Source organism: Streptomyces sp. NPDC034099 (assembly GCF_055575415.1).
In genome coordinates this window covers 559,745-576,679 of the sequence record NZ_JBVISR010000004.1, presented here as the reverse complement: position 1 = coordinate 576,679, position 16,935 = coordinate 559,745, and the positions used below count along the sequence as shown (strand labels likewise).

General features: G+C 71.4%; 16 protein-coding genes. 12 read left to right on the top strand and 4 right to left on the bottom strand.

Annotated elements, in window-relative coordinates; genetic code table 11:
• The first annotated feature begins 102 nt into the window (after window positions 1-102).
• From ACZ56V_RS15085 to ACZ56V_RS15050, 8 genes are all read left to right on the top strand, one after another.
• Complete coding sequence (locus tag ACZ56V_RS15085) at window positions 103-861, top strand: YcnI family copper-binding membrane protein (RefSeq protein ID WP_356366673.1); 759 nt, start codon at window positions 103-105, stop codon at window positions 859-861.
• 132 nt (window positions 862-993) lie between these two features.
• On the top strand, window positions 994-1,644 hold the full coding sequence (locus tag ACZ56V_RS15080; RefSeq protein WP_468942467.1) for an SCO family protein: 651 nt from the start codon (window positions 994-996) through the stop codon (window positions 1,642-1,644).
• 44 nt (window positions 1,645-1,688) lie between these two features.
• Complete coding sequence (locus tag ACZ56V_RS15075; protein WP_468942464.1) at window positions 1,689-2,174, top strand: copper chaperone PCu(A)C; 486 nt, start codon at window positions 1,689-1,691, stop codon at window positions 2,172-2,174.
• 13 nt (window positions 2,175-2,187) lie between these two features.
• Window positions 2,188-4,170 carry a copper resistance CopC/CopD family protein gene (locus ACZ56V_RS15070; RefSeq protein WP_468942461.1) on the top strand — a complete coding sequence of 661 codons (1,983 nt, stop codon included), beginning with the start codon at window positions 2,188-2,190 and terminating at the stop codon, window positions 4,168-4,170.
• 8 nt (window positions 4,171-4,178) lie between these two features.
• Complete coding sequence (gene efeB, locus ACZ56V_RS15065; RefSeq protein WP_467378680.1) at window positions 4,179-5,555, top strand: iron uptake transporter deferrochelatase/peroxidase subunit; 1,377 nt, start codon at window positions 4,179-4,181, stop codon at window positions 5,553-5,555.
• 78 nt (window positions 5,556-5,633) lie between these two features.
• Window positions 5,634-6,566, top strand: a complete 933-nt coding sequence (pheA, locus tag ACZ56V_RS15060) for a prephenate dehydratase (protein WP_468942457.1) — start codon at window positions 5,634-5,636, stop codon at window positions 6,564-6,566.
• A gap of 509 nt (window positions 6,567-7,075) precedes the next feature.
• The gene (gene serS / locus ACZ56V_RS15055) at window positions 7,076-8,353 is read left to right on the top strand and encodes a serine--tRNA ligase (protein ID WP_356366684.1); all 1,278 of its coding nucleotides are present in this window, start codon (window positions 7,076-7,078) and stop codon (window positions 8,351-8,353) included.
• Window positions 8,350-9,192 carry an HAD family hydrolase gene (locus ACZ56V_RS15050; RefSeq protein WP_398911306.1) on the top strand — a complete coding sequence of 281 codons (843 nt, stop codon included), beginning with the start codon at window positions 8,350-8,352 and terminating at the stop codon, window positions 9,190-9,192. The genes serS and ACZ56V_RS15050 overlap by 4 nt, the downstream gene beginning before the upstream one ends.
• A gap of 218 nt (window positions 9,193-9,410) precedes the next feature.
• Here the strand turns inward: ACZ56V_RS15050 and ACZ56V_RS15045 are convergent, their stop codons facing one another.
• Genes ACZ56V_RS15045 through ACZ56V_RS15030 form a run of 4 tightly spaced genes read right to left on the bottom strand, consistent with a single transcriptional unit; the run spans window position 9,411 to window position 12,910 of the window.
• Window positions 9,411-10,130 (bottom strand): ABC transporter permease subunit, encoded by a 720-nt coding sequence (locus ACZ56V_RS15045; RefSeq protein WP_076975264.1) that lies wholly within the window; start codon window positions 10,128-10,130, stop codon window positions 9,411-9,413.
• 11 nt (window positions 10,131-10,141) lie between these two features.
• A complete protein-coding gene (locus tag ACZ56V_RS15040; RefSeq protein ID WP_356366690.1) occupies window positions 10,142-11,053 on the bottom strand; it encodes an ABC transporter ATP-binding protein in 912 nt (303 codons plus the stop codon).
• Window positions 11,050-11,958 (bottom strand): ABC transporter permease, encoded by a 909-nt coding sequence (locus tag ACZ56V_RS15035; protein WP_356366692.1) that lies wholly within the window; start codon window positions 11,956-11,958, stop codon window positions 11,050-11,052. The genes ACZ56V_RS15040 and ACZ56V_RS15035 overlap by 4 nt, the downstream gene beginning before the upstream one ends.
• The gene (locus tag ACZ56V_RS15030; protein ID WP_087808431.1) at window positions 11,948-12,910 is read right to left on the bottom strand and encodes an ABC transporter ATP-binding protein; all 963 of its coding nucleotides are present in this window, start codon (window positions 12,908-12,910) and stop codon (window positions 11,948-11,950) included. The genes ACZ56V_RS15035 and ACZ56V_RS15030 overlap by 11 nt, the downstream gene beginning before the upstream one ends.
• 265 nt (window positions 12,911-13,175) lie before the next feature.
• On the opposite strand from ACZ56V_RS15030, the gene ACZ56V_RS15025 reads away from it, so the two are divergent.
• The 4 genes from ACZ56V_RS15025 to ACZ56V_RS15010 all read left to right on the top strand — a co-directional run bounded on the left by ACZ56V_RS15025 (window position 13,176) and on the right by ACZ56V_RS15010 (window position 16,899).
• Complete coding sequence (locus ACZ56V_RS15025; RefSeq protein ID WP_468942451.1) at window positions 13,176-14,021, top strand: M24 family metallopeptidase; 846 nt, start codon at window positions 13,176-13,178, stop codon at window positions 14,019-14,021.
• The gene (locus ACZ56V_RS15020; RefSeq protein WP_468942448.1) at window positions 14,018-15,775 is read left to right on the top strand and encodes an SDR family oxidoreductase; all 1,758 of its coding nucleotides are present in this window, start codon (window positions 14,018-14,020) and stop codon (window positions 15,773-15,775) included. The genes ACZ56V_RS15025 and ACZ56V_RS15020 overlap by 4 nt, the downstream gene beginning before the upstream one ends.
• A gap of 110 nt (window positions 15,776-15,885) precedes the next feature.
• On the top strand, window positions 15,886-16,434 hold the full coding sequence (locus tag ACZ56V_RS15015; protein ID WP_398911314.1) for an RNA 2'-phosphotransferase: 549 nt from the start codon (window positions 15,886-15,888) through the stop codon (window positions 16,432-16,434).
• A 6-nt stretch (window positions 16,435-16,440) separates the two neighbouring features.
• Window positions 16,441-16,899, top strand: coding sequence for a hypothetical protein (locus ACZ56V_RS15010; RefSeq protein WP_467378690.1), 459 nt, complete (start codon window positions 16,441-16,443; stop codon window positions 16,897-16,899).
• The last annotated feature ends 36 nt before the right edge of the window (window positions 16,900-16,935 follow it).

The window sequence follows — 16,935 nt, the reverse complement described above, 5'->3', positions numbered from 1 at the left end:
AGGGGACGCCGTCGTGCGGCACGCGCGCGTGCGCGCATCCCTCCCGTCACCCGGCACCGGCTGCCCGGCACCGGTGTCCCCACGAAGCGGAGTACTCCGTCCATGAAGGCTTCCCGTATCGCCGCCGCCGGCGCCGTGTCCGGCATCGCCGTCCTCGCCCTGTCCGCCCCCGCCTTCGCGCACGTCAGCGTGCAGCCGGAGGGCCCGGCCGCCAAGGGCGGCTACGCGGTCGTCGACTTCAAGGTCCCCAACGAGCGCGACAACGCCTCCACCACCAAGCTGGAGGTCAACTTCCCGACCGACCACCCGCTGGCGTCCGTCATGCCCCAGCCGGTGCCGGGCTGGAAGGCCGAGGTCACCAAGGCCAAGCCGGCCAAGCCGCTGGAGTCGCACGGCAAGCAGATCACCGAGGTGGTCACCAAGGTGACCTGGACCGCCGACGGCAAGGGCGTCGAGCCCGGCTACTTCCAAAAGTTCCCGGTCTCCGTCGGCGCGCTGCCCGAGGACGCCGACCAACTGGTGTTCAAGGCGATCCAGACGTACTCCAACAAGGAGGTCGTGCGCTGGATCGAGGTGCCGCAGGAGGGCCAGGAGGAGCCCGAGACCCCGGCGCCCGTGCTCAAGCTGTCGGCCGCCGAGGACGACGCCCACGGCGCGTCGGGCTCCTCGGACGCGAAGGCCGACGACACCGGGGCGGCCGCGCAGAACACCGCCGCCGACGCCTCGTCGGACTCCGGCTCCGGCAACGGCAGTGACACCACCGCCCGGGTCCTCGGCATCGTCGGCATCGTCGTCGGTGCGGCGGGCGTCGGCTACGGCGTGCTGGCCGGCCGTCGGCGCGACTCCGGCGCGGCGGCGTAACGACGCCGCGCCGGTGCGCCGGCACCACCTCGCCGGCGCATCCTCACGTCCGGTGCGCGCCGCACACCGTCCGTCGGTCCTCCGACGGACCCCGGCGCGCACCGGAGCACCTCACATCTGGGACATTTTTCTATGCGCAAGAAGACGTTCGCCACGGCCGCCCTGCTCGCCGCCGCCTGCCTGACGCTGTCCGCCTGCGGCAGCGGCGCCGACAGCGACAAGCCCGTGACCGTGGTCTCCGAGGACAACAGCCAGCAGGCCGCCACCGTCCTCGACAAGCCCTTCGAGAAGCCCGACCTGGTCCTCACCGACACCCAGGGCAAGAAGTACGACCTCCGCGAGCAGACCGCCGGCAAGCCCACCCTGATCTACTTCGGCTACACCCACTGCCCCGACGTCTGCCCGCTGACCATGAACAACATCGCCGTGGCCAAGAAGCAGCTCCCCCAGGCGGAGCAGGACAAGCTCCGCGTCGTGTTCGTCAGCACCGACCCGGAACGCGACACCCCGGCCGCGCTCGGCAAGTGGCTCAAGGGCATCGACGCGCAGATCGTCGGCCTCACCGGCGACTTCGACACCATCCAGGCGGGCGCCCGCACCCTCGGCATCTCGATCGATCCGCCGACCAGGGACAAGGACGGCAAGATCGTCTCGACCCACGGCACCCAGGTCGTCGCCTTCTCCCCGAAGTCGGACGCGGGCTACGTCCTCTACGGCGAGGACGCCACGGTCGACGACTACACCAAGGACCTCCCCAAGCTCATCAAGGGGCAGAACCCGTGAGGCCGCCCGCGCGAGGGCCCGTGCGGCGGCCCGCGGGGAGGCTTGTGCGGCGCCGTCCCGCCCTCGCCGCCGTCGCGGTGATCGGCGCCCTGGCCCTCACGGGCTGCGGCGGCTCGGACTCCGCGGCCTCAGGCGCCGAACTCTCCGTCGGCACCGCCTACATGCCGCAGCCCGTCTCCGCCTCGATGGCGGCCGGGTTCCTCACGATCACCAACGAGGGCGACTCCGCGGACGAACTGACCTCCGTCACCAGCGAGGCCGGCGAGGTCACCGTGCACGAGACCGTCGGCGGGACCATGAAGGAGGTCGACCGCCTCGAGGTCCCCGCCCACGGTCAGCTCGTGTTCAAGAGCGGCGGAAACCACCTGATGTTCGAAAAGCTGAAGCAGCAGCCGAAGCAAGGACAGTCCGTCGCCGTTGAACTGCACTTCGCGCACTCCGACCCCGTCACGGTCAAGCTGCCCGTGAAGGCGGCCACCTATCAGCCCAACACCGGACACTCCGGGCACTCCGAAGACTCCGGACACTGAGGGAGGGACCACCTTGACGCAGACCATCGCCCCGCGCCTGCGGACCCTGGTGCTGCTGCTCCTGGCCGCGGCCTGCGCGCTGCTGGCCGGCGCCGGACCGGCCTCCGCGCACGCCGCGCTCACCGGCAGCGACCCCCGGGAGGGGGCGGTGGTCGACAGGGCTCCGGCCCAGGTGTCGCTCACCTTCTCCGAGTCGGTCTCCATGGACGACGACTCGCTGCGCGTCCTCGACCCCAAGGGCAAACGCGTCGACGACGGCAAGCCGTCCGGCACGGGCGGCACGACGTACTCCGTGAAACTGCACGCCGGGCTGCCCGACGGCACCTACACGGTGACCTACCAGGTCGTCTCCGCCGACAGCCACCCCGTCTCCGGCGCCTACACCTTCTCCGTCGGCGCCCCCTCCGAGACCTCGGTCACGGTCTCCGGGCAGGAGGCGGGCGGCGGATTCGTCGGCGGTCTGTACGGCGTCGGACGGTACGTGTCGTACGCCGCCTTCGCCGTCCTGGTGGGCGGCGCCGCCTTCGTGCTCGCGTGCTGGCCACGCGGCTCCGGGGTGCGCGTCGTACAGCGGTTCGTCGTCTCCGGCTGGCTCGCGCTGACCGCCGCCACCCTCCTGCTCCTCCTGCTGCGCGGCTCCTACACCGGTTCCGGGAAGGTCGCCGACGTCTTCGACCTGGGCCTGCTCGGCGAGGTGCTGCAGACCAAGTCCGGCGCCGCGCTGGTCTCCCGGCTGCTGCTGCTGGCGGCGGCCGCGCTGTTCATCGCCGTGCTCTTCGGCGCGTACGACAAGCGGGAGGACGAGGAGAGGCGGGACCTCACCTTCGGGCTCGCGGTCGGCGGGAGCGTCGTGGCGGCGGGCCTCGCGGCGACCTGGGCGATGTCCGAGCACGCCTCCGTCGGTCTCCAGGCGGGCCTCGCCATGCCGGTCGACGTCGTCCACCTGATCGCCGTCGCCACCTGGCTCGGCGGACTCACCGCGCTGCTCGTCGCCCTCTACCGCGGCCCGGCGGACACACCGGTCCCCGCCGTCGCCGTACACCGGTTCTCGCGCATCGCCTTCGGCAGCGTGATCGCGCTGGTGGTGACCGGCACCTACCAGTCCTGGCGCCAGCTCGGCTCCTGGACGGCCTTCACCGACACCCGGTACGGGCAGCTGCTCCTCGTGAAGCTCGGGCTCGTGGCGGTGCTCGTCGGCGTCGCCTACTTCTCGCGCCGGTGGACGGCACAGCTGGCGGAGGCGACGCCCGCCGGGGCCGCGCGGGGCGCGGCGACGGCGTCCGCGAAAGCCGCCGTGAAGGCGGCCTCCAAGACTGCCGGGAAGGCGTCCGCGAAGAGCTCCGGGAAGCCGACGGGCTCCGGGAACGCGAAGGTCGCCGAGAAGGCGTCCGGCGCGGGAAAGGACTCCGGCGGCTCCCGGCGAGCCGCCCAGCTCGCCCGACAGCGCGCGGCCGTGGACGCCGCCCGGCAGAAGCGGCAGCGGGACGCCGACCCGAACCGCTTCGGACTGCGCCGCTCCGTGCTCGCCGAGGCGAGCGTCGCCGTCGTCCTGCTCGTGGTGACCACCGTCCTGACCCAGACCGAGCCGGGCCGCACCGAGGAGGAGGCCAAGGCCGCCGGCACGTCCTCCGCCACCAGCTCAGCGCCCTCCACCGGCGCGGTGACGCTGGACATGCCCTTCGACACGGGCAGCCAGAACGGCAAGGGCGTCATACGGGTCGAGCTCGACCCCGCCCGGGTCGGCGCCAACGCCATGCACCTCTACGTCGAGCGCCCGGACGGGACCGCCTTCGACATCCCCGAGGTGAAGGTGGCCCTCACCCAGAAGGCGAAGGACATCGGGCCCCTGCCCGTCGTCCCCGACCACATCACCACCGGCCACTGGTCGGCGAGCGGAGTACAGATCCCGATGGCCGGCGACTGGGAAGTCGCCGTCACCGTGCGCACCTCCGACATCGACCAGGTCACCGTCTCCAAGAACGCGCAGATCGGCTGAATCGCACCATGGCTGACCAGTCCATCCCGGAGGCCCGGAACCACGGGGCGACCCGTGCGAAGCCCGGCGGCGACACCGGACCGACCGGGCCACTCGGCTCGGAGAGCACCGGGACCGCCAAGAACGCCGAGAGCACCACCGCTGCCGGAGGCATCTCACGACGGCGACTGCTCGGCACCGCCGGTGCCACCGGGCTCGTCCTCGGCGCGGCGGGCGCCGCCGCGGGTTATGCCGCCGCGCCGTCCTCCGCCGCGACTCCCCTCACCTCGCTCGGTAGCGAGCAGGCGATGTTTCACGGGAAACATCAGCCCGGCATCACCACCCCCCTGCAGGCCCGCGGCCACCTCATCGCCTTCGACCTCGCGGCCGGGGCCGGCCGCAGGGAGGCCGCCGCGCTGCTGCGTCGCTGGTCCGACACGGCCCGACGGCTGATGGCGGGCGAGCCTGCCGGAAGCCGTGACACGGACGTGGCCCGGGACGCCGGGCCCTCCTCGCTGACCGTCACCTTCGGATTCGGGCACAGCTTCTTCGCCCGGACCGGCCTCGACAAGCAGCGCCCGGTCGCCCTCGATCCGCTCCCCGACTTCTCCTCCGACCACCTCGACAAGAACCGCAGCAACGGTGACCTGTGGGTGCAGATCGGCGCCGACGACGCCCTGGTGGCCTTCCACGCCCTGCGCGCGATCCAGCGCGACGCCGGGACGGCCGCCCGTGTCCGCTGGCAGATGAACGGCTTCAACCGTTCGCCCGGCGCCACCGCCCACCCCATGACGGCCCGCAACCTCATGGGCCAGGTCGACGGCACCCGCAACCCCAAGCCCGCCGAGGCCGACTTCGACAAGCGGATCTTCGTGCCGGAGGAGCCGGAGCCCGGGAGGGGCGCTCCGGCCTGGATGGCGAACGGCTCCTACGTCGTCGTACGCCGCATCCGCATGCTCCTCGACGACTGGGAGAAGCTGTCGCTCAAGGCCCAGGAGGAGGTCATCGGACGCCGCAAGTCCGACGGGGCACCGCTGTCCGCGGGGAGCGACGCCACCGAGACGACGGAAATGGACCTGGAGAAGACGGACGGCTCCGGAAAGCTCGTCGTTCCGATCAACGCCCACGCCCGCATCACCCGGCCCGACCAGAACGGCGGCGCGGCCATGGTCCGCCGACCCTTCTCGTACCACGACGGATTCGACGCCGACGGCGTCCCGGACGCCGGACTGCTCTTCATCTGCTGGCAGGCCGATCCACTGCGCGGCTTCGTGCCCGTACAGCGCAAGCTGGACCGGGGCGACGCGCTGTCGCAGTTCATCCGGCACGAGGCGAGCGGCCTGTTCGCGGTCCCGGGCGGGGCGTCGGAGGGAGAGTACGTGGGGCAGCGGCTGCTGGAGGGGTGAACCGCGACGCGTCACCCCCGGGAGGGGCTCGGGCGGGACGCGTGAGCCGGGCCTCCCCGGGCCCATTAGGGTGAGTACATGCCAGCCAGTTACGCGTATCTCGGCCCTGAAGGCACCTTCACCGAAGTCGCCCTGCGCACCCTCCCGGAGACGGCGACCCGGGAACTGGTCCCCTACGTCTCCGTGCAGTCCGCACTCGACGCGGTGCGCACCGGCGAGGCCGAGGCCGCGTTCGTGCCGATCGAGAACTCCGTCGAGGGCGGCATCACCACCACCCTCGACGAGCTGGTCGCCGGCCAGCCGCTGATGATCTACCGCGAGGTGCTGCTGTCCATCACCTTCGCGCTGCTGGTCCGCCCCGGCACCAAGCTGTCGGACATCAAGACGGTCACCGCCCACCCGGCCGCGCAGCCCCAGGTCCGCAACTGGCTCAAGGCGCACCTCCCGGACGTCGCCTGGGAATCGGCCGCCTCCAACGCGGACGGCGCCCGCCTGGTGCAGGAGGGGCGGTACGACGCGGCCTTCGCCGGTGAGTTCGCCGCGGAGCGCTACGGTCTCGAGGTGCTGGAGGCCGACATCCACGACGCGGAGAACGCCCAGACGCGCTTCGTGCTGGTGGGCCGCCCGGCCCGGCCCGCGGCACCGACCGGGGCGGACAAGACGTCGGTCGTGCTCTGGCAGCGTGACGACCACCCCGGCGGCCTGCGTGATCTGCTGGGCGAGTTCGCCACCCGCGGTATCAACCTGATGCTGCTGCAGTCCCGCCCGACCGGTGCCGGTATCGGCAACTACTGCTTCTGCATCGACGCCGAGGGGCACATCTCGGACCGCCGGGTGGCCGACGCGTTGATGGGCCTGAAGCGGACCTGCCTCCAGGTGCGCTACCTCGGGTCGTACCCGCGCGCGGAGGTCGAGCCCTCGGAGGTGGACGCGCTGCGGCCGGGCACCTCGGACGAGGCGTTCGTGGCGGCGGCGGACTGGGTGGCGCGCTGCCAGGACGGCCGGTTCTGATCGCCGGGCCTATCTGCTGATTTTCGTTGTCCACAGAAGTTATCCACAGGTCCGCTTCTCGACCTGGGGACAAGTCGATAACGAAGTGGCATTTGGTCGACAAATCCCCCTACGGGCCCCCACTTCACCCACCGAGGTCCAGGTCACCCTTCGTCCACCTGTTTCTTGCGCCCCATTCTCCGGAGTGACACCGGGTGCCCCGTTTCCACTCGAAAGTGGGGGCGTGGAGGGTTTGGGCAGCTCGGCTCCACGAATTGGGAACGATCACTTCCGTGCATCCACAGATCTTTCGCACACCCTGTGGATAACTTTCCCGGACTGTGGATTCCTGTGGACAGCCACGCCCCAAGTCCCGTTCTCCACAAGGGGATCCGGTCAACCCGACGCCCATGCGACGCCTCGTTCCGGGGAGGCCGCAACACTTCATTGACCCGTCGGACGGGACGTGAGGGCCGCGTACGGCTATAGCGGGTCGAGAGCCGACACCGCGCACCGGTAGCCTTGACCGCGTGATTGACCTTCGCCTGCTCCGTGAGGACCCCGACCGTGTGCGCGCCTCGCAGCGCGCCCGTGGAGAGGACGTCGCGCTCGTCGACTCCCTCCTGTCCGCCGACGAACGGCGCAGGTCGTCCGGCGTCCGCTTCGACGAGCTGCGCGCCGAGCAGAAGGGCCTCGGCAAGCTGATCGGCAAGGCCACCGGGGACGAGAAGGCCCAGCTCCTCAAGCGGGCCGAGCAGCTGAAGACCGACGTCAGGGCCGCCGACACCGAGCGCGACGCGGCCGACGCCGAGACCCAGGAGCTGCTCCAGCGGCTCGGCAACCTCGTCCATCCCGACGTGCCCGTCGGCGGCGAGGAGGACTTCGTCACGCTGGAGACGCACGGCACGCACCGCGACTTCGCCGCCGAGGGCTTCGAGCCCAAGGACCACCTGGAACTGGGCCAGCTGCTCGGCGCCATCGACGTGGAGCGCGGCGCCAAGGTCTCCGGCTCGCGCTTCTACTTCCTGACCGGCGTGGGTGCCCTCCTGGAGCTGGCGCTGGTCAACGCGGCGATCGCCCAGGCCACGGCGGCCGGCTTCACGCCGATGCTGACCCCGGCGCTGGTGCGCCCGCAGTCGATGGCCGGCACCGGCTTCCTCGGCCAGGCCGCCCAGGACGTCTACCACCTCGACAAGGACGACCTGTACCTGGTCGGCACGTCCGAGGTGCCGCTAGCCGCGTACCACATGGACGAGATTCTGGACGCCGAGCGCCTGCCGCTGCGCTACGCGGGCTTCTCGCCCTGCTTCCGCCGCGAGGCGGGCTCGCACGGCAAGGACACCCGGGGCATCTTCCGCGTGCACCAGTTCGACAAGGTCGAGATGTTCTCCTACGTCCTCCCCGAGGACTCGCAGGCCGAACACCAGCGCCTGCTGGAGTGGGAGAAGCAGTGGCTGACGTCGCTGGAGCTGCCGTTCCGGGTGATCGACGTGGCCTCGGCCGACCTGGGGTCCTCGGCCGCGCGCAAGTACGACTGCGAGGCGTGGATCCCGACCCAGGGCAAGTACCGCGAGCTGACCTCGACCTCGGACTGCACCGAGTTCCAGTCCCGCCGGCTGTCGATCCGCGTCCGCGAGGGCAAGAAGGTCCGTCCGCTGGCCACGCTCAACGGCACGCTGTGCGCCGTACCGCGCACGATCGTGGCGATCCTGGAGAACCACCAGCAGGCCGACGGTTCGGTCCGCGTGCCCGAGGTGCTGCGCCCCTACCTGGGCGGCCGGGAGGTCCTGGAGCCGGTGGCCAAGTGACTGACACCGGCACCGCCACGGTCCCCGGCACCGGACCCGCCGGGGGCTTCCCCTACCGGTTGGTCGCGACCGACCTCGACGGCACGCTGCTGCGCGGCGACGACACGATCTCGCAGCGCACCCGTGACGCGCTCGCCGCGGCCACCGCGGCGGGCGCCGCCCACATCGTGGTCACCGGGCGGGCGGTGCCGTGGACCCGGCACATCCTGGACGACCTCGGCTACGACGGGCTGGCCGTCTGCGGTCAGGGCGCGCAGGTCTACCACGCCGGGGAGCACCGGCTGCTGACCTCCGTCACCCTGGACCGGCAGCTGGCCGGGGTGGCGCTGGCCAAGATCGAGGCGGAGACCGGCCCGCTGTACCTGGCGGCGAGCCGGGACGGCCTGGAGGGCGACGTGCTGGTCGGCCCGGGCTACGCGGTCGGGGGCGACCTGCCGGCCGTGCCGTTCACCGACGCCTCGGACCTGTGGTCGGCGCCGCTGAACAAGATCTACATCCAGCATCCGACCCTGTCCGACGACGAGCTGGCCGAGGTCGCCCGACGTGCGGCGGGCGGCTTCGTCACGGTCGTCATGGCCGGCGCGGGCGTCGTCGAGCTGCTGCCGCTGGGGCTGTCCAAGGCCACGGGTCTGTCGCTGGCGGCCCGCCGGCTCGGTCTGAAGGCGGCGGACACGATCGCCTTCGGCGACATGCCCAACGACATCCCGATGTTCGGCTGGGCCGCCCGGGGCGTGGCGATGGCCAACGCCCACGAGGAGCTGAAGGCGGTGGCCGACGAGGTGACGTCCTCCAACGACGAGGACGGCATCGCGGTGGTACTGGAGCGGCTGGCCGCCTGATGCCGGCCCGGAGCTCTTCGGCGTAGCTCCCGCGACGCACGGTCCGGACGGCGCCGGCGTCCCCGTCGGTCGGCCCACGCGGGGCATCCCGCGTGCTCGAAGCGGCCTCCCGTTGCGCCGTCACCGTCCGGCCTCGTGCATCCCCCACAGTGCCGTCACGGGAAGCCGGACGCCACCGATTAAAAGGGGACGTAGGTCGCGTTACCGACGGGCCGCGATCACTCCTCCCCGGCGAGCGTCAGCGACCGCAGCTTCTGGCCGGCGTACCAGGTGGCGAGCACGGTCACCGCGGCGAGCAGCACCGTCGCGGTCGGCAGGCCGACGTCGGAGGTCACCAGGTTCCCGTCGGCGACCTTCTGGGCCACCGCCAGCGACCACTGCTGGACGCTGAGCGTGCGGGCGCCCGGCACCAGGGAGCCGAACAGCGCCTCCCAGACCAGGGCGTAGACGAGCCCGAAGACCACCGCGTGCCGGGACACCGTGCCCAGCAGCAGGAACAGCGCGGCATAGGCGATGGAGGCGACCAGCGCGGCGATCGTGTAGGCGACGGCGATCTGCTGGCCGTTGCCGTTGAGGAGCAGACCGGCGAGCAGCGTCGGCACGGCGGAGAAGACCATCGTCACGGCTATGGCGACGATCAGCTTGGTGAAGATGATCGTCGGCCGCTTGATCGGCTTGGACAGCAGGTACACCACCGAGCCGTCGTCGATCTCGGGGCCGATGGCACCGGTGCCGGCGATGACGCCGATGATCGGCACCATGGTGGCGAGGGCGAACCCGCCCAGCACGTCCGCGGTGGTCTGGTCGTCGGCTCCGGCGAGCGCGCGCACCGCGACGGCGATGACGAGCAGCAGCAGGGGGAGCGCGCCCAGGATGAGCGCCCGGCGGCGGCCGAGCAGGGCCCGGTAGGTGAGCCGGGCGACTGTGGGGTCGTACATTCTTCGGCCTCCTACGCCGCGACGAGATACGAGAAGACGGACTCGAGGGACTCGTCGGACGGCGAGACCGTGAGCAGCCGGATGCCGTGGTCGCGGGCGACCTTCGGCAGCAGGGCCGTGAACCGGCCGAAGTCGACGGCCTGGATGCGCAGGGCGCCCTCGGCGAGGTCGACCTCGATGCCGGACGTCGACGGATCGGCGATCAGCGCCGCCGCGAGGGCCCGGTCGTCGCTGGAACGCACCAGGTACCGGTGGGGCCGGTCGGTCATCAGGCGGCGGATCTTGCGGAAGTCGCCGCTGGCCGCGTGGCGTCCGGCGACGATCACCTCAATGTGCCAGGCGAGCTGTTCGACCTCTTCGAGGATGTGCGAGGAGAACAGCACGGTGCGGCCCTCGTCGCCCATGCGCCGCAGCAGGTCCATCAGCTGCATGCGCTGGCGGGGGTCCATGCCGTTGAACGGCTCGTCGAGCAGGAGCAGCGACGGCTGGTGGACGAGGGCGGAGGCCATCTTCACGCGCTGGCGCATGCCCTTGGAGTACGTGGCGATCTTGCGGTCCTGGGCGTAGGCCATCTCCACGGTGGCGAGGGCCGCGTCGGCCGCCTTGGCACCCAGGCCGTGCAGTTCGGCGTTGGCGAGGACGAACTCGCGGCCGGTGAGGAAGTCGTACATCGCCTCCCGCTCGGGGACGATGCCGATGTGCCGGTAGATGTCCTCGTTGCGCCAGACCGGCTGGCCGTCGAGGGTGACGCTGCCGGTGGAGGGGGCGAGGAAGCCGCCCATCATGTTGATGAGGGTGGACTTTCCCGCGCCGTTCGGGCCGAGCAGGCCGGTGACACCGGGGCCGATCGTCATGGTGATGTCGTTGACGGCGACCACGTTGCCGAACCAGCGGGAGACGTGGTCGATGTTCAGCGTGGTCACAGTCCCACCTTCTTGTAGCGGCGCATCAGCAGGCCGTAGGCGCCGGCGATCAGGCCGAGGGTGACGAGGACGTAGACGGCGCCCTCCCCGTTGCCCGGGCCGACCCCGCCCGGGAAGGCCGATGTGGCGCCCAGGAAGGCCGATGACACTCCGTCGATCAAGGTGATCGGCGAGAACAGGCCGATCCATACGACGGCCCCGGAGCTGCTCTGGACGTCCGCGATGGCCTGGAGCGTGGAGACCGCGCCGTAGGTGATGGTCAGGACGGCGATGACGGCGGCGATGCCGAAGCCGCGGCGCGGGGTGACCGAGGCCACGACCAGTCCGAGACCGGCGAAGAGCAGCGAGAGCAGTGCCACGGAGACCAGTCCCTGGGCGAACCCCTTGGTCTGGTCCGCGAAGTCGAGTTTGGCGAGCAGTGCGCCCACGTAGAGCACCAGCAGCGGTGCGGCGGTGAGGATGAACAGGGCGGAGGCCAGCGACGCGTACTTGGCGCGGACGTAGTCGGCGGTCTCGATCGGCCGGGAGAAGTACAGCGGCACGGTCTTGAAGCGCAGGTCGCGCGAGACGGACTGGGGGGCCTGGGACGCGACGTAGAGGCTGATGACGGCTTGCAGGACGATCGCGTAGCGCGTGTAGTCCACGGGCAGGTCGTTGGCCTTGGTGGCGACGGCGACCGCGACCATGATGGCCGCCGGGAGGCACATCACCACGAACAGCAGCATCGGCAGCACCTTGGACTTGGCCGAGCGGCCGAGGCCGTAGGCGCCGCGCAGGGACTGCGAGTACAGCGAGCGGCGGGCGTAGGCGCGGCCGAGGCGGGGGCCGTCGTAGCTGCGATAGCCGATGTTGTGGATGCGGGTCTGGTCACCCGGGACCGTGGCTGTGGGCTGTTCAGCTGCCATGGCCGACCGCCTCCTTCCGTTCTGCGTCGCTGTCGGTGAAGACCTCCGAGATGTGGTGCCGGCGCTGCTCCATGCGGACCAGGCCGAGGCCGAGGTCGGCTATGACGTCACGGACCAGGTCGTAGGTCTCCTCGCCCGCCGAGGTGAGCAGCAGGACGTGGCCGGCGCCGGGCAGGCCGCTGCCGTCCTGGACCGTGACCCCGCGCGCGTCGAGCGCGTCGCGCACCGCGCGGGTGCCGTCGGGGTGTTCGTCGGTGTCGGTGACCTCGATCGCGAGGGTCGTGGTGGTCTGGGTGAAGTCCGTGGTGGAGCTGGAACGCAGCAGCTTGCCGCCGTCCACGACGACGACGTGGTCGCAGGTGCGCTCCAGCTCGCCCAGCAGGTGCGAGGTGACCAGGACGGAGATGCCGAAGTCGGTGTGGATGCGCCGGATGAGGCCGAGCATCTCGTCGCGGCCGACCGGGTCCAGGCCGTTGGTCGGCTCGTCGAGGAAGACCAGCTGGGGGTCGTGGACGAGGGCCTGCGCCAGCTTCACGCGCTGCTTCATGCCCGTCGAGTAGCCGCCGATGGGGCGGTAGCGCTCCTCGTACAGGCCGACGTGGCGCAGGGTGTCGGCCGTGCGCTCGCGGGCGGCGGTGGGCGGCAGGCCGGACATGCGTGCCATATGGACGACGAACTCGGTGGCCGAGACGTCGGGTGGCAGGCAGTCGTGCTCCGGCATGTAGCCGACCCGCTCGCGGATGTCGGCGCCCTTGGTGGCGACATCGAGTCCGAGCACTTCGGCCCGGCCCTCGGTGGCGGGAGACAGACCCAGCAGGATCTTGATCAGGGTGGATTTGCCGGCGCCGTTGGCACCGACGAGTCCGGTCACACCGGGTCCGACGTCCACGGAGAGCCGGTCGAGCGCGGTCACCCGGGGGAACCGCTTGCTCAGGCTTTCGGTCGCGATCACAGTCACGTGAATGACAGTAGTGACGCCCGCCACTGCCGTCGTCAGACCGCAGAGCCGTCTTGGCGTCAGACTCGAGTAGTACGGGCCCGTAGGGGATGCCGTACCTGAGAGCCACGGGCGGGCCTTCCGGGCCGCACGGGCCGCCTGACGGACCGCCCTATTGACGTTGGGTCTAACAACTGGGAGATTCGGCGGCGTCACGTTACGGGCGAGTAGCACGGTCGGCGCGGACCGCGCCGGGACGGCGGAACGGGGGTGGCACGGCATGGGGGGCACGACGACGGCGGCCGGACTCCGCACGGAGCTGCGGGGATTCCGGGAGGCGCAGCGTCTCGCCTACGCGTGCGCCGAGGCCGTGGCCGCCCGGCTGGAGCCGGGCGTGACCGAGCGGGACGCGGCCCGCATGCAGCGCGAGTGGCTGCGGGCGCGGGGCGTGCGGGACTGGTTCCACCTGCCCTTCGCCTGGTTCGGCGACCGCACGGCGTTCACGGGCTTCCGCATCCCGCTGCAGTTCTTCCCCACGGGCCGCCGGCTGGAGCCGGGGATGCCGTTCATCCTTGACATGGCCCCGGTGCACCGCGGTTTCACCGCGGACATCGGCTACTCCGGAGCACTCGGCCCCAACCCGGTGCAGCACCGGCTGGCGGCCGACCTGGCCGCCCACCGCGAGCTGATCCTGCGCGAGGTGCGCGAACGCAGGCCGCTGCGGGAGATCTACGAGGACGTGGACCGGCTCATGGTCCGCCAGGGCTGTGCCAACCGGCACCGCGCCCATCCCTTCGGCGTCATCGCCCACAAGGTGGACCGGGTGCGGGAACGGCGGCTGTCCCCGCGCCTGTTCGGGTTCGGCACCCAGTCGCTCAAGGGCTCGGCGGGCGACGCGCTGCACGGCCACCGCGAGGGCTGGTCCCCGCTGTGGTCGCCGTACCGCTTCTCCGACCACCCGCCCCGCGCGGGGCTGTGGGCGGTCGAACCCCACCTCGGTTTCCGGGGTACGGGCGCGAAGTTCGAGGAGATCCTGGTCGTGACCGACTCCGCGGATCCCGAGGAGAGCGCCTTCTGGCTGGACGACGATCTGCCGCACGTGCGGCGCTGGGCGGAGGAGACATGACGGTGCTGAACGGGGCGCGGGAGCGCCGGGTGCGCACGGGCGGGGTCGAGCTGTGCGTGGCCGAACTGGGCGATCCGCGGCAGCCCACGGTCGTCCTGGTGCACGGCTACCCGGACAGCAAGGAGGTCTGGTCCGAGGTCGCCGCCCGCCTGGCCGGTGCCTTCCACGTGGTCCTCTACGACGTCCGCGGCCACGGCCGGTCCACCGCGCCGAGCCCACTGCGCGGCGGGTTCACCCTGGAGAAGCTGACGGACGACTTCCTGGCCGTGGCCGACGCGGTCAGCCCGGACCGCCCGGTGCACCTGGTGGGCCACGACTGGGGCTCGGTGCAGTCCTGGGAGTTCGTCACGGTCAAGCGCACCGAGGGCCGCATCGCCTCCTTCACCTCGATGTCCGGGCCTTCCCTGGATCACTTCGGGCACTGGATCGACAAACGCCTCAAGCGGCCCACCCCGCGCCGGGTCGGACAGCTCCTCGGCCAGGGCGCCAAGTCCTGGTACGTCTATCTGCTGCACACCCCCGTGCTCCCGGAGCTGGCCTGGCGCGGCCCCCTCGGCAAGCGCTGGCCGGGCATCCTGGAGCGCGTCGAGAAGGTGCCCGGCGGCGGCTACCCGACCGCCTCCCTTCCGTCGGACGCGGCGCACGGAGCGTGGCTGTACCGGGACAACGTGCGGCCCCGGCTGCGCAGGCCGCGCAAGGACGCCTACGCGCACGTGCCCGTGCAGCTCATCACGCCCCTGGGCGACGCGTTCCTGTCGGAGCGGCTCTACGACGACCTGGAGCTGTGGGCGCCGCGGCTCACCCGGCGCACGCTCCCCGCGAAGCACTGGGTGCCGCGCACCCGGCCGGACCGGCTGGCGGACTGGATCACGGAGTTCGTCACCGCCACCGAGGACGGCCGCTCCGGGACCGGGGCGAACGGCAAGCACGCCGACCGTTTCGGCGGGCAGCTGGTCCTGGTCACCGGTGCGGGCAACGGCATCGGGCGGGCGACGGCGTTCGCCTTCGCCGAGGCCGGCGCGCGCGTGGTGGCCGTCGACCGGGACGCCGAGGCCGCCGCCCGGACCGCGGAGCTGTCCCGGATGATCGGTGCGCCGGCCGCCTGGGCGGAAACCGTCGACGTCTCCGACGAGCAGGCCATGGAGAAGCTGGCGGCCAGGGTCGCCGCCGAGTACGGCGTGGTGGACGTGCTCGTGAACAACGCCGGGATCGGCCTGTCGGGCTCCTTCTTCGACACCACGCCGGAGGACTGGAAGAAGGTCCTCGACGTCAACCTGTGGGGCGTGATCCACGGCTGCCGCCTGTTCGGCCGGCAGATGGCCGAGCGCGGGCAGGGCGGTCACATCGTCAACACCGCGTCGGCGGCGGCCTTCCAGCCCTCCAGGGCGCTGCCCGCCTACAGCACCTCCAAGGCGGCCGTGCTGATGCTGAGCGAGTGCCTGCGCGCCGAGCTTGCCGATCAGGGGATCGGTGTCACGGCGATCTGCCCCGGCCTGGTCAACACCAACATCACCGCCACCGCGCACTTCGCGGGCGTGGACGCCGCGGAGGAGAAGCGCCGGCAGCAGCGCACCGCGCGGCTGTACGGGGCGCGCAACTACCCGCCGGAGAAGGTGGCGGACGCCGTCCTGGAGGCGGTCGTGCACAACAGGGCGGTGGTGCCGGTGACGCCGGAGGCGCGCGGCGCTCATCTCATGTCCCGCTTCGCGCCACGGGTGCTGCGGCGCCTCGCCCGGGTGAAGCCGCCTCTCTAGTTTCCACAGAGATCCCCAACCAGCCTGTGGATAACTGCACTTGACTGTGGATCAAACCTCGACGGCTAAATGGTTCGCGTGACGCGTGTCTCACTAGGCAGGCTGGTGCCATGCAACAGGAACGCTCGGTGAAGGTGTCCAAGTATCTGTCGAAGCACCTGCGCCACCAGCCGGAGAGGATCGGGCTCACGCTCGACGAGGGCGGCTGGGCCGAGATCGACACGCTGATCGCCGCGGCGGCCGCGCACGGCTTCCGCTTCACCCGCGAAGAGCTGGACCACGTGGTCGCCACCAACGACAAACGGCGCTTCGCGGTCGAGGGCACCCGCATCCGGGCCAGCCAGGGCCACAGCATCGACGTGGATCTCCAACTGCCCTCGGCGACCCCGCCGCCGTATCTCTACCACGGGACCGTGGTCCGGCATCTGGAGGCCATTCGCGCCGAGGGCCTGCGGCCGATGAACCGGCACGCCGTGCACCTCTCGCCGGACCGCGAGACCGCGACCCGGGTCGGAGCCCGACGTGGCCGGCCGGTCGTGCTCCCGGTGGATGCCGCCGCCATGCACCGCGCCGGTCACGTCTTCCACATCAGCGCGAACGGGGTCTGGCTGACGCAGCACGTGCCGTCCCGCTACCTGCGCTTTCCCGCTCCGCACTGACCCCGCATGATCGAGGGCATGGAGCACCTGCCGAGCACCCAGTCCGCCGTCACCGCCCTCCGTGCCGTCGCCGAGGAGCACGCGCTGGAGATCGAGGTCACCGACGACATCGGCGCCGACCAGACCTCCCGTGGCATGGCCGCGGGCGTGGGGGTGACCACCGACGCCGACGGCTCCCTCCCGCACGAGGCGTTCGTCGAGTTCGGCGGGGTTCCCCGGGTGAGCGTCCGGCTCTTCCACGAGGGCGATGCCCTGGTCACCGTCGAGAACGTGGAGTTTCCCGATGTCGAACGCGACGACGTGCCCGCGTTCCTGCGCTCCGTCTTCGGCGGCCTCGCCTACGTCCATGGGCGCCGTTTCCCGCCCGGATACCGCCTGATCGTGCCGCTGCCGGGCGACCGGGCGCACAAGGAGCACGTGTCGATGCTCCTCCTCACGCCGTGGCTGAGCAGTCGCGTACGGTGACGCCGCACGCTGTTTCACGTGAAACCGACGAGGGCC

Bases quoted from the DNA above. Each gene is read 5' to 3' on its own strand.
- ACZ56V_RS15020 (WP_468942448.1), top strand. From the start codon at position 14,018: ATGACGGTGCTGAACGGGGCGCGGGAGCGCCGGGTGCGCACGGGCGGG.
- ACZ56V_RS15080 (WP_468942467.1), top strand. From the start codon at position 994: ATGCGCAAGAAGACGTTCGCCACGGCCGCCCTGCTCGCCGCCGCCTGC.
- ACZ56V_RS15025 (WP_468942451.1), top strand. From the start codon at position 13,176: ATGGGGGGCACGACGACGGCGGCCGGACTCCGCACGGAGCTGCGGGGA.
- efeB (WP_467378680.1), top strand. From the start codon at position 4,179: ATGGCTGACCAGTCCATCCCGGAGGCCCGGAACCACGGGGCGACCCGT.
- pheA (WP_468942457.1), top strand. From the start codon at position 5,634: ATGCCAGCCAGTTACGCGTATCTCGGCCCTGAAGGCACCTTCACCGAA.
- ACZ56V_RS15045 (WP_076975264.1), bottom strand. From the start codon at position 10,130: ATGTACGACCCCACAGTCGCCCGGCTCACCTACCGGGCCCTGCTCGGC.
- ACZ56V_RS15010 (WP_467378690.1), top strand. From the start codon at position 16,441: ATGATCGAGGGCATGGAGCACCTGCCGAGCACCCAGTCCGCCGTCACC.
- ACZ56V_RS15035 (WP_356366692.1), bottom strand. From the start codon at position 11,958: ATGGCAGCTGAACAGCCCACAGCCACGGTCCCGGGTGACCAGACCCGC.
- ACZ56V_RS15085 (WP_356366673.1), top strand. From the start codon at position 103: ATGAAGGCTTCCCGTATCGCCGCCGCCGGCGCCGTGTCCGGCATCGCC.
- ACZ56V_RS15015 (WP_398911314.1), top strand. From the start codon at position 15,886: ATGCAACAGGAACGCTCGGTGAAGGTGTCCAAGTATCTGTCGAAGCAC.